The sequence below is a fragment of the Kitasatospora sp. MBT66 genome, assembly GCF_000710405.2.
Lineage (GTDB): Bacteria > Actinomycetota > Actinomycetes > Streptomycetales > Streptomycetaceae > Kitasatospora > Kitasatospora purpeofusca.
Window position 1 is genome coordinate 123,899 of the sequence record NZ_JAIY01000010.1, and the last position, 22,200, is coordinate 146,098.

Annotated in this window: 20 protein-coding genes; 3 read left to right on the forward strand and 17 right to left on the reverse strand. The window is 72.5% G+C overall.

Translation table 11 applies throughout. The features are described from left to right. Positions 1-166 precede the first annotated feature (166 nt). The gene (locus BI06_RS25145) at positions 167-1,396 is read left to right on the forward strand and encodes a DUF349 domain-containing protein (protein ID WP_043471824.1); all 1,230 of its coding nucleotides are present in this window, start codon (positions 167-169) and stop codon (positions 1,394-1,396) included. A gap of 72 nt (positions 1,397-1,468) precedes the next feature. On the opposite strand, the gene BI06_RS25150 is transcribed toward BI06_RS25145, so the two are convergent. The 16 genes from BI06_RS25150 to pgsA all read right to left on the reverse strand — a co-directional run bounded on the left by BI06_RS25150 (position 1,469) and on the right by pgsA (position 17,605). After that, the gene (locus BI06_RS25150) at positions 1,469-3,991 is read right to left on the reverse strand and encodes a bifunctional (p)ppGpp synthetase/guanosine-3',5'-bis(diphosphate) 3'-pyrophosphohydrolase (protein WP_051756223.1); all 2,523 of its coding nucleotides are present in this window, start codon (positions 3,989-3,991) and stop codon (positions 1,469-1,471) included. A gap of 161 nt (positions 3,992-4,152) precedes the next feature. Next, a complete protein-coding gene (locus BI06_RS25155) occupies positions 4,153-4,704 on the reverse strand; it encodes an adenine phosphoribosyltransferase (protein WP_043471826.1) in 552 nt (183 codons plus the stop codon). Between the two features lie 25 nt (positions 4,705-4,729). After that, a complete protein-coding gene (gene secF, locus BI06_RS25160; RefSeq protein WP_043471828.1) occupies positions 4,730-5,830 on the reverse strand; it encodes a protein translocase subunit SecF in 1,101 nt (366 codons plus the stop codon). A 4-nt stretch (positions 5,831-5,834) separates the two neighbouring features. Beyond that, a complete protein-coding gene (secD, locus tag BI06_RS25165; RefSeq protein WP_043471831.1) occupies positions 5,835-7,679 on the reverse strand; it encodes a protein translocase subunit SecD in 1,845 nt (614 codons plus the stop codon). A gap of 145 nt (positions 7,680-7,824) precedes the next feature. After that, a complete protein-coding gene (gene yajC / locus BI06_RS25170; RefSeq protein WP_051741811.1) occupies positions 7,825-8,247 on the reverse strand; it encodes a preprotein translocase subunit YajC in 423 nt (140 codons plus the stop codon). Positions 8,248-8,518: 271 nt separating this feature from the next. Further along, entirely contained in the window at positions 8,519-9,610 is a 1,092-nt protein-coding gene (gene ruvB / locus BI06_RS25175; protein WP_043471834.1) for a Holliday junction branch migration DNA helicase RuvB, read from the reverse strand. A gap of 52 nt (positions 9,611-9,662) precedes the next feature. Then, positions 9,663-10,274: a Holliday junction branch migration protein RuvA gene (gene ruvA / locus BI06_RS25180; protein WP_043471837.1), complete on the reverse strand. Its 612-nt coding sequence runs from the start codon at positions 10,272-10,274 to the stop codon at positions 9,663-9,665. Then, the gene (gene ruvC / locus BI06_RS25185; RefSeq protein WP_030396029.1) at positions 10,271-10,825 is read right to left on the reverse strand and encodes a crossover junction endodeoxyribonuclease RuvC; all 555 of its coding nucleotides are present in this window, start codon (positions 10,823-10,825) and stop codon (positions 10,271-10,273) included. Before ruvC ends, ruvA begins: the two co-directional genes overlap by 4 nt. A 129-nt stretch (positions 10,826-10,954) precedes the next feature. Beyond that, a complete protein-coding gene (locus BI06_RS25190) occupies positions 10,955-11,713 on the reverse strand; it encodes a YebC/PmpR family DNA-binding transcriptional regulator (RefSeq protein ID WP_030396028.1) in 759 nt (252 codons plus the stop codon). A gap of 92 nt (positions 11,714-11,805) precedes the next feature. Then, positions 11,806-12,423, reverse strand: a complete 618-nt coding sequence (gene pdxT, locus BI06_RS25195; RefSeq protein WP_030396027.1) for a pyridoxal 5'-phosphate synthase glutaminase subunit PdxT — start codon at positions 12,421-12,423, stop codon at positions 11,806-11,808. 88 nt (positions 12,424-12,511) lie between these two features. Next, the gene (gene pdxS, locus BI06_RS25200) at positions 12,512-13,423 is read right to left on the reverse strand and encodes a pyridoxal 5'-phosphate synthase lyase subunit PdxS (protein WP_030300161.1); all 912 of its coding nucleotides are present in this window, start codon (positions 13,421-13,423) and stop codon (positions 12,512-12,514) included. 212 nt (positions 13,424-13,635) lie between these two features. Beyond that, entirely contained in the window at positions 13,636-14,136 is a 501-nt protein-coding gene (locus BI06_RS25205) for a hypothetical protein (RefSeq protein WP_045938307.1), read from the reverse strand. Positions 14,137-14,210: 74 nt separating this feature from the next. Then, entirely contained in the window at positions 14,211-14,579 is a 369-nt protein-coding gene (locus tag BI06_RS25210; protein WP_030396025.1) for a 5-carboxymethyl-2-hydroxymuconate Delta-isomerase, read from the reverse strand. A gap of 105 nt (positions 14,580-14,684) precedes the next feature. After that, entirely contained in the window at positions 14,685-15,869 is a 1,185-nt protein-coding gene (locus tag BI06_RS25215) for a glycosyltransferase family 4 protein (RefSeq protein ID WP_030396024.1), read from the reverse strand. 64 nt (positions 15,870-15,933) lie between these two features. Further along, the gene (locus BI06_RS25220; RefSeq protein WP_233290288.1) at positions 15,934-16,941 is read right to left on the reverse strand and encodes a phosphatidylinositol mannoside acyltransferase; all 1,008 of its coding nucleotides are present in this window, start codon (positions 16,939-16,941) and stop codon (positions 15,934-15,936) included. Positions 16,942-16,957: 16 nt separating this feature from the next. Next, positions 16,958-17,605 (reverse strand): phosphatidylinositol phosphate synthase, encoded by a 648-nt coding sequence (gene pgsA / locus BI06_RS25225; protein ID WP_030396022.1) that lies wholly within the window; start codon positions 17,603-17,605, stop codon positions 16,958-16,960. A gap of 202 nt (positions 17,606-17,807) precedes the next feature. Here pgsA and BI06_RS25230 point away from each other — a divergent pair, with 202 nt between their 5' ends. After that, a complete protein-coding gene (locus BI06_RS25230) occupies positions 17,808-19,865 on the forward strand; it encodes an elongation factor G-like protein EF-G2 (RefSeq protein ID WP_030396021.1) in 2,058 nt (685 codons plus the stop codon). A 53-nt stretch (positions 19,866-19,918) separates the two neighbouring features. Here BI06_RS25230 and BI06_RS25235 read toward each other — a convergent pair whose 3' ends face one another. Beyond that, positions 19,919-20,344 carry a thiol-disulfide oxidoreductase DCC family protein gene (locus BI06_RS25235; protein ID WP_030396020.1) on the reverse strand — a complete coding sequence of 142 codons (426 nt, stop codon included), beginning with the start codon at positions 20,342-20,344 and terminating at the stop codon, positions 19,919-19,921. A 186-nt stretch (positions 20,345-20,530) separates the two neighbouring features. Between BI06_RS25235 and BI06_RS51165 the strand changes: the two genes are divergently transcribed. After that, positions 20,531-22,174: a hypothetical protein gene (locus tag BI06_RS51165; protein ID WP_051741816.1), complete on the forward strand. Its 1,644-nt coding sequence runs from the start codon at positions 20,531-20,533 to the stop codon at positions 22,172-22,174. Positions 22,175-22,200 lie beyond the last annotated feature (26 nt).

The following is a 22,200-nucleotide window of genomic DNA, read 5'->3' on the forward strand; positions in this document are numbered from 1 at the left end:
CCTATGTTGGCGTTGTATAGGGTGCCCAGACCCGCCGGCCGTCACCCTCGGCAAGCAGGACACGGCGGACGGGGACGGCGGACTCATCGGTCCGCCGCACATCAACTGTGGACGACGGACGCCTTCCGCCCCGGCGGTGGGCGCGACGTCATGTGGAGGACGCGCTATGAGCAGCGACCCGTGGGGCCGTGTCGACGAGCAGGGCACGGTCTACGTCAGGACCGCGGACGGCGAACGCGTCGTCGGCTCCTGGCAGGCCGGCTCGCCCGAGGAGGCGCTCGCCTACTTCGAGCGCAAGTACCAGGGCATCGAGGTGGAGATCGGCCTGCTGGAGAAGCGGGTGCGCACCACCGACCTGGCCGCCAAGGACGCGCAGGCCGCGCTGGAGCACCTGCGCGAGCAGGTCACCGAGGCGCACGCGGTGGGCGACCTGGCCGCGCTGGCCAAGCGCCTGGACACGCTCACCGGCGAGATCGACAGCCGTCGCGAGGAGCGCAAGGCCGCCCGCGCCAAGGCCCAGGACGAGACCCGCACCGCCAAGGAGGCGCTGGTCGCCGAGGCCGAGCAGCTCGCCGAGTCCACCCAGTGGCGGGAGGCCGGCGACCGGCTGCGCGCCCTGGTGGACACCTGGAAGGCCCTGCCCCGGCTGGACCGCAAGAGCGACGACGAGCTGTGGCACCGCTTCTCGCACGCCCGCTCGGTCTTCTCCAAGCACCGCAAGTCGCACTTCGCGTCGCTGGACGCCGAGCGCGAGCAGGCCCGGCTCACCAAGGAGCAGCTGGTCACCGAGGCCGAGGCGCTCTCCTCGTCCACCGACTGGGGCGACACCGCGGCCGGCTACCGCGACCTGATGGCGCGCTGGAAGGCCGCCGGCCGCGCCCAGCGCGACATCGAGGACGAGCTGTGGGCGCGGTTCCGCGGCGCCCAGGACGTCTTCTTCCAGGCGCGTTCGGCGGTGTTCAGCGAGCGTGACGCCGAGCAGGTGGCCAACCAGAAGCTCAAGGAGGCGCTGGCGGCCGAGGCCGAGACCATCCTGCCGATCACCGATCTCAAGGCCGCCAAGGCGGCGCTGCGCGAGATCAACGAGCGCTGGGAGGCCATCGGCCACGTGCCGCGCGACGTCCGCCCGAAGCTGGACGGCCGGCTGAACACGGTCGAGCGGGCGATCCGCGAGGCCGAGGACAGCGAGTGGAAGCGCTCCAACCCGGAGGCCAAGGCCCGCGCGGCCGGCATGGTCGGCCTGTTCCAGGCCAAGGCCGACAAGCTGCGCACCGACCTCGACAAGGCCCGCGCGGCCGGCAACGCCTCCCGGACGGCGAAGCTGGAGTCCGAGCTGGCCGGCGTCGAGGAGCTGCTGCAGCAGGCCCACCGCAGCCAGGAGGAGTTCAGCGGCTGATCCGGCCACTGACAGCGTGCGAAGGGCCCCCGGGGATCGCTCCCCGGGGGCCCTTCGCGCTGTCGGCCGCCGCTACTTGCGGGCCGAGGTGACGCGGTAGACGTCGTAGACGCCCTCGACGCCGCGGACCGCCTTGAGGACGTGGCCGAGGTGCTTGGGGTCGCCCATCTCGAAGGTGAACCGGCTCATCGCCACCCGGTCGCGGGAGGTCTGCACCGCCGCCGACAGGATGTTGACGTGCTGGTCCGACAGCACCCGGGTGACGTCCGAGAGCAGCCGGGAGCGGTCCAGCGCCTCGACCTGGATCGCCACCAGGAAGACCGAGGACTGGGTGGCCGCCCACTCGACGTCGATCATCCGCTCGGGCTGCTGGCTGAGCGCCTCCACGTTGACGCAGTCGGCGCGGTGCACCGAGACGCCGTTGCCGCGGGTGATGAAGCCCACGATGCCGTCGCCCGGGACCGGGGTGCAGCAGCGCGACAGCTTCACCCAGACATCCTCGACGCCCTTGACGATCACGCCCGGGTCGCCCTTGGCCCGGCGGCGCGCCGCGCGCCGGTTGTCGTGCGTGGGCGTGGCCGTCTCGGCGAGGTCCTCGGTGGCGCCCTCCTCGCCGCCCAGCGCCTGCACCAGCTTCTGGACGATGTTCTGCGCCGCGACATGGCCCTCGCCGATCGCCGCGTACAGCGAGGAGATGTCGGGGTAGCGCATCTCGTGGGCCAGGGTGACCAGCGAGTCCCCGGTGAGGATCCGCTGGATCGGCAGGCCCTGCTTGCGCATCGCCCGGACGATCGCCTCCTTGCCCTGCTCGATCGCCTCCTCGCGGCGCTCCTTGGAGAACCAGGCCCGGATCTTGTTGCGGGCCCGCGGCGACTTGACGAAGCCCAGCCAGTCCCGGGACGGTCCGGCGTTCTCCGCCTTGGAGGTGAACACCTCGACGGTGTCGCCGTTCTCCAGGGTCGACTCCAGCGGCACCAGCCGCCCGTTCACCCGGGCCCCTATGGTCCGGTAGCCGACCTCGGTGTGCACCGCGAACGCGAAGTCCACCGGGGTGGCGCCGGCCGGGAGCGCTATGACGTCGCCCTTGGGCGTGAAGACGAAGACCTCGTTGCTGGCCAGGTCGAAGCGGAGCGACTCCAGGAACTCGCCCGGGTCGGCGGTCTCCTTCTGCCAGTCCAGCAGCTGCCGCAGCCAGGCCATCTCGTTGACGGCGCCGGCCTTGTCGTCCTTGCGGGTCTGGGTCGGGGTGTCGGTGCGCACCTTGGAGGCGCCGGCCACCGCCCGCTGCTTGTACTTCCAGTGCGCGGCGATGCCGTACTCGGCCCGGCGGTGCATGTCGAAGGTGCGGATCTGCAGCTCGACCGGCTTGCCCCCGGGACCGATCACCGTGGTGTGCAGCGACTGGTACATGTTGAACTTGGGCATCGCGATGTAGTCCTTGAACCGCCCCGGCACCGGGTTCCACCGCGCGTGGATGGTGCCCAGCGCCGCGTAGCAGTCGCGGACGGTGTCGACCAGGACCCGGATGCCCACCAGGTCGTAGATCTCGGCGAAGTCCCGGCCCCGGACGATCATCTTCTGGTAGACCGAGTAGTAGTGCTTGGGTCGGCCGGTGACGGAGGCGGTGATCCGGGCGCCGCGCAGGTCGCCCTGGACCTGGTCGATGACGGTCGCCAGGTACTCGTCCCGCTTGGGGGCGCGCTCGGCGACCAGCCGGACGATCTCGTCGTACATCTTGGGGTAGAGGATCGCGAAGGCGAGGTCCTCCAGCTCCCACTTGATGGTGTTCATGCCCAGCCGGTGCGCCAGCGGGGCGTAGATCTCCAGCGTCTCGCGGGCCTTCTTCTCCTGCTTCTCCCGCTTGAGGTAGCGCATGGTGCGCATGTTGTGCAGCCGGTCGGCCAGCTTGATCACCAGGACCCGGGGGTCCTTGGCCATCGCGACGACCATCTTGCGGACGGTCTCGGCCTGCGCGGCCTCGCCGAACTTGACCCGGTCCAGCTTGGTGACGCCGTCGACCAGCAGGGCCACCGAGTCGCCGAAGTCCTTGCGCAGGGTCTCCAGGCCGTAGTCGGTGTCCTCGACGGTGTCGTGCAGCAGCCCGGCCATCAGGGTCGGGGCGTCCATGCCCAGCTCGGCCAGGATGGTGGCGACCGCCAGCGGGTGGGTGATGTAGGGGTCGCCGCTCTTGCGCTTCTGCCCGCGGTGCCACTTCTCGGCGACCGCGTACGCCTTCTCGATGTCCCGCAGCAGCGCCGGATCGGCCTTGGGGTCGTTGGCCCGGATGGAGCGGAACAGCGGCTCCAGCACCGGGTTGAGGACGCTGGAGCGCTGGCCGCCGAGACGGGCGAGGCGGGCGCGCATGCCGCCGGCGGTGGGGGCCCGGCCGCCCGGCGCGGACGGGCGGGACGGGGTCGGCGCCGGGCGGGCCGGGGTGGCCCCCGAGGGCGTGGGACGGTTCTCGGGGGCGGCCGCAGCGGCCTTGGGCACAACCTCGTCGGGCAAGGACACTCCTCGGGGCACTCGGCCTGCCCCCCGCGGGCGCCGTGCGGCTCGAACCGCGCCTCGCACAACCGGGAGGGGATGAATCTTCATGGTACCGAGCCTGGCGCCGGGCCGTTCGGTCGGCCGGGCCCCGCACACGGACCGGACACACCCCGGACACAACGACGGGCGGCGGCCGGATGATTCCGACCGCCGCCCGTCCGGGTCGTGCGTCCTCGGACCGTGACCGGTACCGGAGGACCACGACCGTGTCAGACCATGACCAGCGTCTCCAGCGGAGCGCCGCCCAGGTGCGGGGCGAGCCGCTCGCGGCCGCCGAGGAAGCCCAGCTCCATCAGCACCACCACCCCGGCGAGCTCGGCCCCGGCCTCCCGGACCAGGTCCAGCGAGGCACCGACGGTCCCGCCGGTGGCCAGCACGTCGTCCACCACCAGCACCCGCTCACCGGGCGCGAAGGCGTCGCACTGCACCTCCAGCGTCGCCGAGCCGTACTCCAGCTCGTACGAGCGCCGGAACACCTCGCCGGGCAGCTTGCCCGCCTTGCGGATCGGCACGAAGCCGAGCCCGGCCGCGAAGGCCGCCGGGGCCGCCAGCACGAACCCGCGTGCCTCCAGACCGACCACCTTGGTGGCCCCGAGCTCCCGCGCCCGCTCCGCCAGCGCCTGGGTGAGCGCGGCGAAGGCCACGCCGTCGGCGAGCAGCGGCGCGATGTCCTTGAACAGCACGCCCGGCTTCGGGTAGTCCGGGACGTCCCGGATCCGGCTGGTGAGCAGCTCGGTCAGCGCGGTGTCGGCGGTGGTCACGAAGGGTCCTTACGGTCGGCGGGGATCAGCGCTTGGTGGACGGACGGCCCTTGGCACGCGTGGTGCCGGCCGCCCGGCCGCGCTGACCGACCATACCCGCCGGCAGGTCCTCGTCCGCGATCTCCTCGCCGTCGCCGGCCTCCGCCGCCGCGGCGGCCTTGGCCTCGGCGGCGCGGCGCTGGGCCACCCGCTTGGCGAGGGCCTTCATCTCCGGCTGCTCCTCCTTGAGCTGCGCGAGCAGCGGGGTGGCGACGCAGATGGAGGAGTAGGCACCGGCGGCGAGACCGATGAACAGGGCCAGCGAGATGTCGTTCAGGGTGCCGGCACCGAGCAGACCGCCACCGATGAACAGCAGCGCCGCCACCGGGAGCAGGGCGACCACCGTGGTGTTGAGCGAGCGGACCAGGGTCTGGTTGAGGCCCGCGTTGGCCGCCTCGCTGTAGGTGATCCTGTTCTGCTTGGTGAGCCCCTTGGCGTTCTCCTTCACGGTGTCGAAGACGACGACCGTGTCGTAGAGCGAGTAGCCGAGGATGGTCAGGAAGCCGATCACGGTACCCGGGGTGACCTCGAAGCCGACCAGGGCGTAGACGCCGATGGTGATCAGGAGGTCGTGGATGAGGGCGACCAGGGCGGCCACCGCCATCCGCCACTCGAAGGCGATCGCCAGGTAGATCGTCACCAGGATCATGAAGATGACCAGGCCGGTGATCGCCTTGTTGGAGATCTGCTCACCCCAGCTGGGGCCGATCACCTGGGTGTCGATCTCGGCGGCGGGGACGCCGATCGCCGGGGCGAGCTTGCTGGTGAACTCCGAGGCGGTGGTCTTGTCCTCGGAGGAGATCTGGATCCGGATCTTGCCGTTGTCGGTCGACTGCACCAGCGGGTGCGAGGACACGATCTTGTCGACGGCGTCCTGGGTCTGCGAGACAGTGAGCCCGGGCTTGGCCACGGTGTAGACCGAGCCGCCCTTGAACTCGATGCCCAGGTGCAGGCCCATCGCCAGACCGATCGCGGCGACCAGGACGATCACACCGGAGATGCTGTACCAGACCTTGCGGCGGCCGACGAAGTCGAAGCTGACCTCGCCCTGGTAGAGCTTGTGGCCCAGATTGGAGAAGCGCGACACGGTGTCAGGCCCCCTTCACGGCGGCGGAGGACGAAGGGTTGCGACGACGGGTGCTGCGCAGCGGCGGACGGGCGCCCAGCCGCTTCGGGTCCAGACCGGACCACGGGTGGCCGTCGGAGAAGAACTTCCGGCGGGCCAGCAGGGTGATCAGCGGCTTGGTGAAGAGGAAGATCACCACGACGTCGAGCGCCGTGGTCAGGCCCAGCGTGAACGCGAAGCCCTGCACCTTGCCGACCGATACCACGTAGAGCACGGCGGCACAGAGGAAGGAGACGAAGTCCGACACCAGGATGGTGCGCCGGGCGCGCGGCCAGGCCCGCTGGACGGCCGGGCGCAGCAGCGCACCCTCGCGGACCTCGTCGCGGATGCGCTCGAAGTACACGATGAAGGAGTCCGCAGTGATACCGATCGCGACGATGGCGCCGCAGACCGCGGGCAGGTTCAGCGCGAAGCCGATCCCGCCGCCGAGCAGGCTCATGATCGAGTAGGTCAGGGCCGCCGAGACGAGCAGACCGGCGATCGAGACCAGGCCCAGGCCGCGGTAGTAGACCAGCGAGTACAGGACCACCAGGATCATGCCGATCAGACCGGCGATCAGGCCGGCCTTCAGCTGGTCGCCGCCGAGCTGCGGGGAGACGGTGGTGACGTCGCTGGTCTGGAACTCCAGCGGGAGCGCGCCGAAGCTCAGCACGTTGGCGAGGTTCTGCGCCTCCTCCTGGCCGAAGCCGCCGGAGATCACGGCCGAGCCGCCGGGGATGGCGCTGCGGACCTGCGGGTGGGAGACGACCTGGCCGTCCAGCACGATGGCGAACTGGTTGTTCGGGCTCTGCTGGGTGGCCAGCTGGCCGGTGACGGCGGTGAACGCGTCGGTGCCCTTGCCGTCGAACTGCAGCTGGACCTGCCAGCCGCCGCCCTGCTGGGTGTCGATGGTCGCCTGGGCCTTGGTCACGTTCTTGCCCTCGACCGCGACGGGGCCGAGCGCGAGCTTGTAGTACAGACCCTGGTCGTCCTTCTGCGCGCAGGCGACGGTGGGCGCGCCGTCGGCACCCTGGTAGTTCTTGTTCCGCTGGTCCGGCTTGCTGCAGTCCAGCGCGGCGAACTGCGCGGCCAGCTCCGGCGGCACGGTGCCCGAGGTCATCGCGGCGGAGAGGTCGGGGGTGGCCGGCGGGGTGGCGGCGGCCGGCGGCGTGCCGGTCGCGGCGGCGGCCGGGGCGCTCGGCGTGGCGGAGGCGGCGGCACCGGTGGTGGCGACCGGCGACGGCGTGTTGTCGGCCGCGAGGGCCTCACCGGCCGGGCGGCCCTGCTTGGTGGCGCTCGCGCTCGGCGTGCCGGTGCCGGCGGCGGTGGCAGCGGCGCTCGGCGCGGCGGAACCGGTACCGGTCGCCGTGGGGGCGGCCGCCGGGGTGCCGGTCGCGCCCGCGGACGGGGTCGCGCTCGGGGTCGGGGCCGGGACACCGGTCGGGGCGAGGGCGAGGACCGGGCGGAAGAACAGCTTCGCGGTGGTGCCGACCTGGTCGGCCGCGGTCTGCTTGTCCCCGCCCTTGGGGATGTTCACGATGATGTTGCGGTCACCCTGGGTCTGCACCTCCGCCTCGGAGACGCCCATCCCGTTGACCCGCTGCTCGATGATCCCGGTGGCGATGTCCATGTTGGACTTGTTGATCGCCTTGGGGTCGCTCGACTTCGCACTCAGCGTGATGCTGGTGCCGCCGGCGAGGTCGATCCCGAGGCGGGGCTTGGTGTTGCCCGTCCCGAACATGAGGGCGACCAGTCCGACGGTGACGACCAGGATGAGGGCCAGCGCCCGCCCTGGGTAGCCGTCGCGCGGGCGCGACTTGGGTGTTGCCACCTTGCTCGTTTCTCCCTGTCCATGCCACTTCCCCCCACCGGACCCCGCCCGGCTCGTGGCTGGACGGGGTGTGGCGGAACTGCGGCCCTGAGTCCTGTGGGCTCGCGGCGATGCGCCGCGCGACCGGGCGGGTTGCCCAGCCGTACTACTTGCTCGCGGGAGCGCCGCCCTCGGCCTCGGCCTTCGCGTCGCCCTTGGCGGCGTCGTCCTTGGTGAACGACAGCGGCTCGGCCGCGACCGGCTCGATCTCGGCGTCCACGGCGTCCGCGGCGTCGACCGGCTCGTCCTCGGCGGGACGGCCGTTGATGATCGCGTCGTAGTCCGCGGGGTCCATGACCGCCGCGATCGCGCTCTTGGTGAAGTGGCTGACCACGCCCGGCGCGATCTCCAGCTCGACGGTCTCCTCGTTGACCGCCTTCACCCGCGCGTACAGACCACCGATGGTCCGGACTCCCGCCCCGGGCTCCAGCGCGGTCTGCATCTGCTGCATCTGCGACTGGCGCTTCTTCTGCGACCGGAACATGAGCACGATCGCGAGGATCGGGAGGAGAAGGATGATGAGGTTCACTGCAGCCAGGGTCCTTTACGGGCCGCCGGCCGGCGGCCTGTGTGGTAATGGTCGTCCCGTCGGGTGAGAGGGGCGGTCCGGCGGAGTCTAGGCGACCCCGAACTGATCGGACAACGCCAAGCATCGCATCCTGCCGCCGAAAGTGGCGAGCCTGCGCCTGCACAGTTTCCCGGGACTTCTCCCCCGGATCCCGCACCTGCCCCGACAGCGGGCGCACACGCTCCGCACACGCTCCGCCCTCACCCGTTCGGCCTCCCGCCCGGGTCCGCGCTCAGTCCTCGGGGCTCCGGGGCCCGTCGGGCGCGAAGAGCTCGGGCTGGGCGGGCACCGCGCCGCGGCCCGCCCGGTCCGGCGGCACGAGGCCCAGGTGCTGCCAGGCCGCGGCGGTGGCGATCCGCCCGCGCGGGGTGCGGGCCAGCAGGCCCTCCCGGACCAGGAACGGCTCGGCGACCTCCTCGACCGTCTCGGCCTCCTCGCCGACCGCGACCGCCAGGGTGGACAGCCCGACCGGGCCGCCGCCGAAGAGCCTCAGCAGGGCGCCCAGCACCGCGCGGTCCAACCGGTCCAGACCACGGGCGTCGACCTCGTAGACCTCCAGCGCCCGGCCGGCGATCTCGGCGGTCACCACGCCGTCGTGCCGCACCTGCGCGTAGTCCCGGACCCGGCGCAGCAGCCGGTTGGCGATCCGCGGCGTCCCCCGGGAGCGGCCGGCGATCTCGGCCGCGCCGGCCGGGTCGATCTCCACGTCCAGCAGCGCCGCCGAGCGGTGCACCACCCGCTGCAGCTCGGCCGGGGCGTAGAACTCCATGTGGCCGGTGAAGCCGAACCGGTCCCGCAGCGGCGGCGGCAGCAGACCGGCCCGGGTGGTCGCGCCGACCAGGGTGAACGGCGGCAGCTCCAGCGGGATGGCGGTCGCGCCCGGCCCCTTGCCGACGATCACGTCGACCCGGAAGTCCTCCATCGCCATGTAGAGCATCTCCTCGGCGGGCCGGGACATCCGGTGGATCTCGTCGAGGAAGAGCACCTCCCCCTCGGCGAGCGAGGAGAGGATCGCCGCGAGGTCCCCCGCGTGCTGGATCGCCGGCCCGGAGGTGATCCGGATCGGGGCTCCCAGCTCGGCCGCGATGATCATCGACAGGGTGGTCTTGCCGAGCCCGGGCGGGCCGCTGAGCAGCACGTGGTCCGGCGCGGAGCCGCGCCGGCGGGCCGCCTGGAGCACCAGCGACAGCTGCTCGCGCACCCGCTCCTGGCCGATGAACTCGTCCAGCAGCTTGGGGCGCAGCGCCGCCTCGACGGCCTGGTCCTCACCGTCGGCGGCGGCGGTCACCAGCCGGTCGGCGGGCTCGGAGTCGTACGGGCTCATCGGCGGGGGCTCCCACATCGGTGTCGACAAAGTGACGGGTCGTCAGCTGGCTTCAGCGCGAACGGTTGAGGCCGCGCAGCGCGAGCCGCAGCAGCGCTCCGACGTCCGGCGTCGACTGGGCCTCCGCCTCCGGGGCGACGGCGGCGACCGCCTCGTCCGCCTCGCGGGGCGCGTAGCCGAGACCCACCAGCGCGGAGTGCAGCTGCTCGCCCCAGGGCGCCGGCCCGGTCGCGACCGGCTTCTGCGCCGGCACCGCGCCGTGCGGCGCGCCCAGCTTGTCCTTGTACTCCAGCAGCAGCTTGGCCGCCTTGGCCTTGCCGATGCCGGGCACCGCCACCAGCGCCTTCTCGTCGCCGCTCGCCACCGCGGCGCGCAGCGCGTCCGGGCTGTGCACCCCGAGCACGGCCTGCGCCAGCTTCGGGCCGACGCCGGGCGCGGCCTGGAGGATCTCGAAGACGGCGCGCTCGTCGTCGTCCGCGAAACCGAACAGGGTCAGCGAGTCCTCCCGGACCACCAGCGAGGTGGCCAGCCGGGCCGGCTCGCCCAGCCGCAGGCCGGCCAGGGTGGCCGGCGTGCACTGCACCGCCATGCCGACACCGCCGACCTCCACCACCGCGAGGCCGGCGGAGATCGCCGCCACGGGTCCTTGCACGAAGGCGATCATCGGAGGGTTCCTTTCGGGCCGGGCGAGGGGGTGGTGCGGGCGGCCGCCTTGATCGCGGCCTCCAGGCGGTTGGTGGCGCCGCCGCGCCAGATGTGGCAGATGGCCAGCGCCAGCGCGTCGGCGGCGTCGGCCGGCTTCGGCGGCGCGTCGAGCCGCAGCAGCCGCTGCACCATCGCCGTGACCTGGGCCTTGTCGGCCCGGCCGGAGCCGGTGACGGCGGCCTTGACCTCACTGGGGGTGTGCAGGGTGACCGGTATGCCGCGCCGGGTGGCGCAGAGCATCGCGACCGCGCTGGCCTGCGCGGTGCCCATCACGGTGCGGACGTTGTGCTGGGCGAAGACCCGCTCGACGGCCACCAGCTCCGGCTCGTGCTCGTCCAGCCAGGCCTCGATGCCCTGCTCGACCAACAGCAGCCGCGGCCCGATCTCCGCCTCCGCGGGGGTGCGCACCACCCCCACCCCGAGCATCCGCAGCGGCCGGCCCGGCGCGCCCTCGACCACGCCGATCCCGCACCTGGTCAGCCCCGGATCGACCCCCAGCACCCGAACCAAGGCTCCCCCTTTTCCCGTCCCGACCTTGCACGTGCTCCGACCTGCGAAGGCTACCGTCCACCACCGACAGCGCCACCGACGACACCGGCCCGGCGGTCCTGGGGACCGCCGGGCCGGGAGGGGGCGCAATCACTCGGAGTCGAGCTGCGCACCGACCTCGTCGCTGATGTCGAAGTTGGCGAAGACGTTCTGCACGTCGTCGCTGTCCTCCAGGGCGTCGATCAGCTTCAGGATCTTGCGGGCGCCGTCGACGTCCAGCTCGACCTGCATGCTCGGCAGGAAGTTGGCCTCGGCCGAGTCGTAGTCGACGCCGGCGTCCACCAGGGCGGTGCGGACCGCGACCATCTTGGATGCCTCGGACACGATCTCGAAGGAGTCGCCGAGGTCGTTGATCTCCTCGGGCTCCTGGTCGAGCACGACCTCGAAGAGCTTGTCCTCGTCCACGCCGTCGGCCTTGGGGACGATCACGACGCCCTTGCGGGTGAACAGGTACGAGACCGAGCCCGGGTCGGCCATCGAGCCGCCGTTGCGGGTCATCGCCACGCGCACGTCGGAGGCGGCACGGTTGCGGTTGTCGGTGAGGCACTCGATGAGCACCGCGACACCGTTCGGGCCGTAGCCCTCGTACATGATGGTCTGGTAGTCGGCGCCGCCGGCCTCCAGACCGCCACCGCGCTTGACGGCGCGGTTGATGTTGTCGATCGGGACCGAGCTCTTCTTCGCCTTCTGGATGGCGTCGTAGAGGGTCGGGTTGCCGCCCACGTCGGGACCGCCGGTGCGCGCCGCCACCTCGATGTTCTTGATCATCTTGGCGAAGAGCTTGCCGCGCTTGGCGTCGATCACGGCCTTCTTGTGCTTGGTGGTAGCCCACTTAGAGTGGCCGGACATCGCCAGCTCCTTTACGTCGCCAATGGGAAATGAACAGATGAGATCTTACCGGTGCGGTCGGTCCTCGCCCGCACACGGTCGTTCGCGCACCGTCACGCGGCGGCGAGGTGCTCCTCGACCATCCGCACGAAGTAGGCGTGCACCCGGTGGTCGCCGGTGAGCTCGGGGTGGAACGAGGTGGCCAGCAGGTTGCCCTGGCGCACCGCGACGATCCGGCTGTCCGGCCCGTCGGCGGCCGGCAGCTCGGCCAGCACCTGGACACCCGCGCCGACCGCCTCCACCCACGGGGCGCGGATGAAGACCCCGTGCACCGGCGCCTCGTCCAGACCCTCGAAGGCGACGCCCGACTCGAAGGACTCGTTCTGGCGGCCGAAGGCGTTGCGGCGCACGGTCATGTCGATCCCGCCCACCGTCTCCTGGTCCTCGCGCCCGTCCAGGATCTTGTCGGCCAGCATGATCATGCCGGCGCAGGTCCCGTACACCGGCATCCCGGCCGCCACCCGCTCGCGCAGCGGGCCCATCACGCCGAACAGCAGCGCCAGCTTGGACATCGTGGTGGACTCCCCGCCGGGGATCACCAGCGCGTCGACCTCGGCCAGCTCCTCCACCCGGCGGACCGGACGGGCCAGCGCGTCGGCCTCGGCCAGCGCGATCAGGTGCTCACGGACGTCGCCCTGCAGGGCGAGGACGCCGATGACTGGAGTGGACACTTCTCGTACCTCTTGACTCTCGAACGGACGACGCGCAGCGGCCCGCCGCGCCGATGATCACACCGTGCGGCGGGCCGTGGGAGGCGTATTACCAGCCGCGGTTGGCGTAGCGCTCGGTCTCCGGCAGGGTGTCGCAGTTGATGCCGACCATGGCCTCGCCCAGGTTGCGGGAGGCGTCGGCGATGATCTTCGGGTCGTCGAAGAAGGTGGTGGCCTTGACGATCGCGGCGGCACGCTTCGCCGGGTCGCCCGACTTGAAGATGCCCGAGCCGACGAAGACGCCCTCGGCACCCAGCTGGCGCATCAGCGCGGCGTCGGCCGGGGTGGCCACACCACCGGCGGAGAACAGCACGACCGGCAGCTTGCCGAGCTCGGCGACCTCCTTGACCAGCTCGTACGGGGCGCGGAGCTCCTTGGCGGCGGCGTACAGCTCGTTGTTGTCGAAGCCGCGCAGCTTGGCGATCTCGTTCTTGATCTGGCGCAGGTGGCGGACCGCCTCGACGACGTTGCCGGTACCGGCCTCGCCCTTGGAGCGGATCATGGCCGCACCCTCGGCGATGCGGCGCAGCGCCTCGCCCAGGTTGGTGGCACCGCAGACGAAGGGGGTGGTGAACGCGAACTTGTCGGAGTGGTTGACCTCGTCGGCCGGGGTCAGCACCTCGGACTCGTCGATGTAGTCGACACCCAGCGACTGGAGGACCTGGGCCTCGACGAAGTGGCCGATCCGGGACTTCGCCATGACCGGGATCGAGACCGCGGCGATGATCTCCTCGATCATGTTCGGGTCCGACATGCGGGCCACGCCGCCGTCCTTGCGGATGTCGGCCGGCACGCGCTCCAGGGCCATGACGGCCACAGCGCCGGCGTCCTCGGCGATCTTCGCCTGCTCGGCGTTGACCACATCCATGATCACACCGCCCTTGAGCTGCTCGGCCATGCCGCGCTTGACCCGGGCGGTACCGATCTGCGGCTGGTCTGCGGTGGTGGGGGTGGTGGACACGTGAGACCTCACTCGAAGATGAACCAGTGCTATCGCCCTATGGTAGGCGGAAGAAACGGCCCCTCCATGCGCCACCAAGTCCAGCGTGGGTGACGGGATACGACAAACAGGCCGGATCCGGACCCACCCGCCGCAGCGGGTGAGACACACCCCACCCGGCCGTGCCGGACTTGCCCCGTCCGGTCCCCGCCGCGCGCCCCGCGCCCACGCACCTACGCCGGCGCGCCCTCCGGAGTGAGCGCCGACGGCGGCGCGTCGTCCATCTCGAACGCCATCGGGAACGGCGCCCGGCCCGCCAGCCGGAAGTACCGCACCAGCCGGTGCTCCCGCACCGCCCGCGCCGCCCGCACCGCGTCGTTGTGGAACCGCCGCGCCATCGGCACCCGCCGCACCGCCGCCGTCAGGTCCCGCACCGCCTCCTCGCCGCCCGGCTCGGCCACCAGCACCGCCACCTGCTCCGGCTCCGCGAACACCGCCCGCAGCGCCAGGCTCAGCTGGCTCTCGGCCACCTCGCGCTGCTCGTCCTCCGCCTGCCGGGCCGCGTGCGCCGCGTCCAGCAGCAGCAGCGAGGCCGCCGGGTCCAGCAGCGAGGACGTCGCCAGCTCCATCGCCACCGACGCCCGGCGGACCAGCTGCGCGTCCAGCGCCGCCCGGGCGGCGTCGATCCGGGCGTGCAGCCGGTCCAGCCTCCCGGCCGTCCAACTCAGGTACATACCGAACAGCACCACGGCCACGCCGGCCCAGATCCACGTAGTCACGGGGCGCTACGCTACCGGGTGCCTCCGGTTCACCCCTCGACCGCCGTGTTCCGGTACGCCTCGCGGTCGATGTCGCGCACGTCCACCGCGAGCTGCAGCCGCTCCCCCGGCGCCGGCGCCACCCGCTCGGCCAGCAGCGCCAGCACCGCCTCGGTGAGCGCCGCCTTCGCCTCCGGGGTCCGCCCCGGGAAGATCTGGAACTGCACGAACAGCTGCGCCTCGGCCCGCTCGCCGAAGCCCACCACGACCTCCGGGTCGGTCTGCCGGAAGACCGTCTTGCAGCCCTCCGGCTTCGCACCGATGGTCTCCACCGCGAGCCGGTTGATCGCCACCCCCAGCTCACGGCGGTCGAAGGAGCCGGCCAGGCTCGGCGAGTAGTCGACGGAGATCTGCGGCATCGGGGGCCTCCGGAGGCACGGTCGGGACAGCGGACAGGACGTCGGACGTCGCACCGGACATCCGACGCGACAACCGTCCGACCCTATCCGCGCACCGCCGCCGGCTCAGTCCCGGGCCAGCCCGAAGCGGCCCCGCCGGCCGCTACGCTCGTCCTCCTCGACCACCGCCGCCGCGCCCGCCGTCACCGTCTCGTAGACGGCCAGGATGTCCGCGCCCACGGTCGACCAGTCGAACCGCCGCACATGCCGCGACGCCGCCTTCCGCAGCTCCTCCAGCCGCCCCGGGTCCCCCAGCAGCCGCAGCGCCGTCCGCGCCAGCGCGTCCGCGTCCTCCACCGGGAACAGCTCGCCCGCGTCCCCGCCGTCCAGCACCTGCTTGAACGCGTCCAGGTCGCTCGCCAGCACTGGCGCGCCCGCCGACATCGCCTCGACCAGGATGATCCCGAAGCTCTCGCCACCGGTGTTGGGCGCCACGTACAGGTCCACGCTGCGCAGCAGCCGGGCCTTGTCCCGGTCGCTCACCATGCCGAGGAACTCCACCTGCGCGCGGACCTCCGGCGCCAGCCCGGCGACCGCCTCCTCCTCGTCGCCCTTGCCCGCGACCAGCAGCCGCACCCCGGGCCGCTCCGCCAGGATCCGCGGCAGCGCCGCCAGCAGCGTCGGCAGCCCCTTGCGCGGCTCGTTGATCCGCCCGATGAAGCCGATCGTCCCCGGCCCGCCGTCGGCCGCCCCGCCGGTCCAGCGCGCGTCCGGCTCGGCCTCCGCGAAGAAGCCCACGTCCACGCCGTTGGGGATCACCACCGCGTCCCCGCCCAGGTGCTCCACCAGGGTGCGCCGCGCGTACTCGCTCACCGCGATCCGGGCCCGCATCTTCTCCAGACCCGGCTGGAGGATCGGCGAGGCCGCGATCATCGCCCGCGAGCGCGGGTTCGAGGTGTGGAAGGTGCCCACCATCGGCCCCGAGGCCGACCAGGCCGCCAGCATCGACAGGCTCGGCGAGGCCGGCTCGTGCACGTGCAGGATGTCGAACCGCCCGTCGTGCAGCCACCGCCGCACCCGGGCCGCCGACAGGATCCCGAAACTGAGCCGCGCCACCGAACCGTTGTACGGCACCGCCACCGCCCGCCCCGCCGAGACCACGTACGGCGGCAGCGCCTCGTCGTCCTCGGCCGGCGCCAGCACCGACACCGCGTGGCCCAGGCCGATCAGGTGCTCGGCGAGGTCCCGGATGTGGAACTGCACGCCACCGGGGACGTCCCAGTCGTACGGGCAGACGATGCCGATCTTCACGGGTCTCCTCGAAATCCTGCGGACGGTGCGGGCGGTACGGGCGGCGCGGACGACGGGCAGGGCCTCAGGCCCCCGAGGCCTCGGCGGCCCGGTCCGCGACCACCGGATCGGCGGCGACCGGATCGGCGGCGACCGGGGCCGCGGGGCGGGCCGGCCCCGCTTCCACCGTCTCACGGACCGGGAGGTCGGCCAGCCAGAAGCGCTGCAGCATGTGCCAGTCCTCCGGGTGCTCCCGGATCGCTTCCTCCCAGACGTCGGCCATCGCCTGCGTCATCACCCTGGTCTTCTCCGCCCGGTCGCCCTCCGCCGGCACCGGCACCTCGGGATGGATCCGGCCCCGCAGGATCCGGCCCTCGTACCAGAGCGAGACCGGCATCAGCGCCGCCCCGGTCCGCTGGGCCAGCGCCGCCGGACCGGCCGGCATCCGGGTCGCCTCACCGAAGAACGACACCCCGATGCCCGCCTCCGACAGGTCGCGGTCCCCCACCAGGCAGACCAGCTTCCCGGCCCGCAGCCGGCGCGCCAGGGTGCCCACCACGTTGACCGAGCCGCCGGTCAGCGGCAGCACCTCCATGCCCAGGCTCTCGCGGAACGCCACGAACCGGTCGAACAGCCGCTCCGGCTTCAGCCGCTCCGCCACCGTCGTGAACGGATACCCCAGCGAGGCCACCCAGGCCCCCGCCAGGTCCCAGTTGCCCATGTGCGGCAGCGCCACCACCGCGCCCCGCCCCGACTCCAGCACCTCCCGCAGCTCCTCGAAACCGTCCACCCGGACGTCCCGCAGCACCCGCGCGCGGCCCCAGACCGGCAGCCGGAACGACTCCTGCCAGTACCGCATGTACGAACGCATCCCGGCCCGCGACAGCTCCCGCAGCCGGGCCTCGTCCGCGTCCGGGCACACCCGCAGCAGATTCGCCTCCAACTGCAGCACCCGCTTGCCGCGCCGCCGCCACGCCGAGTCCGCCAGCCGGTCGAACAGCGCCCGCGCCGCCGGCTCCGGCAGATGCCTCAGCACCGCCCAGCCCGCCGCGTACGCCGAGTACACCAGCCGGTCCACCACTCGTTCCTTCACCGCGGCACCGCCCCCTTCAGCTTCCGGCCGACGCGCGGTCCGCCTCGAACGCCTCGCGGCGCACCGTCACCATCCGCTGGACCACCGTCACCAGACTGCCGGCCGCCACCAGCCACAGCGCCACCGGCAGCAGCCACTCCACGTACGGCACACCGAACGTCGCGAGACCCGCCACACCGGCCGCCACCAGGCTGATCACCAGCCGCTCGGCCCGCTCCACCAGCCCCGACACGTCGCACGGCAGGCCCTGGCTCTCGGCCCGCGCCTTGGTGTACGACACCACCAGCCCGCTCGCCAGACAGAACACCGCCACCGCGCACAGCAGGTCGTTGTCGCCCTTGCCCGCGTACCACATGGCCAGGCCGCCGAAGATCGCGGCGTCCGCGACCCGGTCCAGCGTCGAGTCGAGGAACGCCCCCCACTTGCTGGTCCGGCCCAGCTGCCGCGCCATGTTCCCGTCCACCAGGTCCGAGAAGATGAACAGCGTGATCGTGATGGTGCCCCAGAAGAACTCCCCGCGCGGGAAGAACACCAGGGCGCCCGCCACCGAACCGGCCGTACCGACCAGCGTCACGGTGTCCGGGCTCACACCCAACCGGATCAGGAACGCGGCGAACGGGGTCAGGACACGTGTGAAGAAGGCACGCGCGTATTTGTTGAGCATGGCCTTCCCGACCGCTCCGATCTCCCTGGTACCCGCCTGCGGCGGAGAATGCGGCAGACGACCCGACGGATCAGCCCGCCCGGCGCACCCATCGTAGCCACGCCCGCCGACACTCCCCGCCCACCGACCGCTCGCGCGCCCCCCGACGCCGTCGACCCTAGACTTTCACCGACAGCCCCCGGCGCGACGGGAGGAGACCCCGATGCCCGACCGCAGCACCGCCCGGGCCGGCCAGGCCCCCGCCGTCACCGGACCGCGCGACCTGCGCAACGTCGTCCTCGTCGGCTGCGCCGGTGTCGGCAAGACCACCCTCGCCGAGTCCCTCGCCCTCGCCGCCGGCGCCGTCGGCCGCCCCGGCAAGGTCGCCGACGGAACCACCGTCTCCGACCACGAACCCTTCGAGCACCAGCAGCAGCGCTCCGTCCAGCTCTCCGTGCTCCCCCTCGAATGGCGCGGCGTCAAGATCAACCTGATCGACCCGCCCGGCCACCCCGACTTCGCCGCCGACCTGCACGCCGCCCTGCACACCGCCGACGCCGCCGTCTTCGTGGTCTCCGCCACCGACCCGGTCACCGCCCCCACCCGCGCCCTGTGGCGGCAGTGCGCCGCCGAGAACATCCCGCGCGCCGTCGCCGTCGCCAAACTCGACATCGCCCGCGGCAGCCTCGACGAGATCCTCACCGCCTGCCACGACGCCTTCGAGTTGGGCCCCGACACCCTCCGGCCGCTCTTCCTCCCGGTCCACCACGACGGCCGCCCCGACGGCAGCGTCGACCTCCTCAACGGCCACACCTACGGCCGCACCGACCCCCTCCCCGACACCGGGCCCGCCCGCGAGAGCCTCGTCGAAGCCATCTCCGGCCAGGACGACACCCTCATGGAGCAGTACCTGTCCGGCGACACCCTCGACACCGACGCCCTCGAAGCAGGCCTGCGCCGCGAAGTCCTCAGCTGCGCCCTCCACCCCGCCGTCCCCACCAGCGAGCACGGCCTCGGCGCCACCGAACTCCTCGACCTCATCGCCGACGCCTTCCCCGACCCCACCGAACGCACCCGCCCCGGCCCCGCCTGCGACCCCGACGCCCCCCTCGCCGCCCAGGTCGTCCGCGTCACCGGGGACGCCTACGTCGGCCGCGTCAGCCTGCTGCGCGTCTGGGCCGGCACCCTGCGCCCGGACACCCGGATCCGCCTCACCGGCCCCCATCACCCCGCCGACCAGGACGCCGAGGAACGCGTCACCGCCCTCACCAGCCCCTTCGGCAAACTCCAGCGCCCCGTCCCGCACGCCGTCGCCGGCGACCTCGTCTGCGTCGCCAAACTCACCACCGCCCGCTCCGGCGACACCGTCCAGGAACCCGGCCACCCCGTCGAACTCGACACCTGGCCGCTCCCCGACCCGCTGCTGCCGATCGCCGTCGAGGCCCACAGCAAGGCCGACGACGACAAGCTCTCCCAGGCCCTCGCCCGGCTCGCCGCCGAGGACCCGGCCCTGCGCCTCGAACAGAACCCCGACACCCACCAGCTCGTCCTCTGGTGCACCGGCGAGGCCCACGCCGAGACCCTCCTCGACCGCCTCCGCAACCGCCTCGGCGTCCACGTCGACACCGTCCCCCACAAGGTCGCCCTGCGCGAGACCTTCGGCACCGCCGCGGCCGGCCACGGACGCCTCGTCAAACAGTCCGGCGGCCACGGCCAGTACGCCATCTGCGAACTGGAGGTCGAACCCCTGCCCGCCGGCTCCGGCTTCGAGTTCCAGGAGCACGTCGTCGGCGGCGCCGTCCCCAAGCACTTCATCCCCTCCGTCGAGAAGGGCGTCCGCGCCCAGCTCGCCAAGGGCGTCGCCACCGGCCACCCGCTCGTCGACATCCGGGTCACCCTCACCGACGGCAAGGCACACTCCGTCGACTCCTCCGACTCCGCCTTCCAGAACGCCGCCGCCCTCGCCCTGCGCGACGCCGCCGAACACGCCGTCATCCGGCTGCTCGAACCCGTCGCCGCCGTCCGCGTCCTGCTGCCCGACGACTACCTCGGCGCCGTCCTCGGCGACCTCTCCGCCCGCCGCGGCCGCGTCCTCGGCACCGAGACCGCCGGCCCCGGCCTCACCCTGCTGCGCGCCGAGGTCCCCGAACTCGAACTCGCCCGCTACCCCGTGGACCTGCGCTCGCTCACCCACGGCACCGCCGAGTTCGCCCGCTCCCACCTGCGCCACGAACCCATGCCCGCCGCCCTCGCCGCCCGCTTCGCCGACCAGGACGACTGAACCGCCGACTGCCGGGGCCCGGCTGCCGGTGCCCCGCCGTCAGCGCCCCGCCGTCACCTCCGGGGCAGCGCGCAGGCCGCCGTGCCACCCGGCATCCGGTGCCGGTATCGCGCCACCCAGCGGTACACCAGCCCCGCCACCGGCCGCACCGGCGCCAGCGCCAGCACCCCGCCCAGGTACGCCCACGCCCCGCCCGAACGCATCAGCAGCCGCGCCACCGCCTGCGCCCCGCCGTACACCCGGCCGGCCGGCGTCACCCAGAGCACTTCGCGCTCCGCGCGCTCCCACGACACCTCGCCGCGCCCCCCGGCCAGGGCGTCCAGCCCCGCCAGGTCCGCGAACTGGAACGGCACCGCCTCCCAGCCGCCCGACGCCAGTGTCTGCCGCAGATACCGCTCGGCCCAGGTCGCACACGTCGTGCAGAACGCGCAGTCCCCGTCGAAGACCAGAACCGGATCCGTCAGCGCATCGCTCTCCATACCGCCCATCGTGCCCCATCCCTCCCGGCCGAAGGGCCCCGGGGCGCGTCGAACAGCCGAAACGTGGGCATCATGCCCCACGGGCCCGACGTGGCCCGTTCGTGACGCCAGTTCAGACGATCATCCGCGCACCGGTACCCCGGCGCGGTACCCTGCCGCAGGACAAGGGGAGGAGGGGACGCCACCGTGACCACACTCGACATGACCCCGGGTGCGCAGATACCCCGGACCGACGCCGGCCCGCAGACCGCCGGCACCCAGGCGCTCTCCTCGGCCGCGTACCGCGACGCCGAACTCACGGGCGACGCCGGGAAGCTCGACGGGGCCACCGCCAAGAAGGGCCGCTTCGCCCTCTTCGCGCCCAACTTCGGCGAGGCCTTCAGCAAGGCGCTCATCTCCCGTGCGCTCAACGGCGACCGCAAGCCCCTGGTGCCCGCCTTCGGCGTCGACACCCGCCAGGTCGTCGAGCACTGCCTCGCCGCGGAGGAGATCCGCCGCGGCCGCGACCGGCAGCTGTCCACCGTCTCCGTCGTCACCGGCCTGCTCTTCCTGCCCGGCACCCTGATCTGGCTCGGCGCCTTCCAGCTCCGCGCCTGGCTCAAGCGCGACAACCCCAAGAACGCCGGCGTGTACGGGGGCGTCGTCCTCTTCCTCGCCGCCGCCGTCGCCGTGCTGCTCGCGATCAAGCCCCCGGCCGGCGGCATCCTCGGCCTCTACCTGCGCATCGTCATGCTGGCCCCGGTCGTCGGCTGGTACCTCGCCAAGCGCATCGTCGTCCGCACCGCCCTCGACCTGCGCGGCCGCTGGCTGCAGCTCGTCGAGGGCAACGCGGTCGCCGCGACCGTCCCGATGGCCGTCCCCCGCGACGACCTCGACAAGAAGGCCGCCGACCTGCGCGCCAAACTCGGCCGGCTGGAGTCCGAGCAGGAGACCAACGTCCACCACTACGCCGGACCCAAGGGCATCCTCGGCGCCGGCCGCCGCTGGGGCGAGTGGAAGCTCATCGACACCCTGCGCCCCGCCGAGGGCCAGATCGACTTCCGCCAGTTCCACCCCTGGGACCTCGTCCGCAAGATCTCCGGCCACCTCAAGGCCCTCGGCATCAGCGAGGTCGCCAACAGCGGCATCCCCGATGTCCGGATCAAGCAGTGGGTGGTCTTCGAGGTCGGCGAGAACGCCGACGAGATCAGCCGTCCCGGCAGCGCCGACATGGACGGCGACCACATGCGCGACTTCGCCGTCCAGGCCATCGCCGACAAGCAGACCTTCGGCGGCGGCCCCCGGCACTACCTCGCCACCCAGTTCATCACCCACGACGGCAAGCTCGTGCTGACCTTCACCGTCACCGTCGCCCTGCTCGCCAACACCCTCAACGTCACCGTCGCGGCCTTCGCGCTCGGCCCGATCAACGGCTACTTCTTCGACAAGCCCAAGGACAAGGAGAAGTCCGTCGCCAAGACCGTGCGGTTCTGGGAGGAGCGCACGGTCAAGCTCCCGCTGATCGACAACGACGAGGTCGTCCGGCAGGCCGTCCGCGCCCCCTTCTACCGGATGCCGAGCCTGCTGTCCTGGCTCGGCGGCGGCCTCGGCCTGCCCGAACCCTTCGGCCTGCGGCACATCTGGGCCGGCCAGCCCTGGGACACCCGCACCATGGCCGACAACGCGCTCAATGTCTCGCACCCGGTGATCGGCGCCGTCCACACCGCGACGATGGAGTTCCTCGCCGAGCACGACCTCGACACCGAACGCGCCTTCAAGGGCCGCGCGGCCGGCCTCAAGGCCGAGGCCCAGGGCAGCCGGCCGTTCAAGGTCGACCGCTACGACGCCTGACCGGGCCGCCCCGCGACACGAGGAGG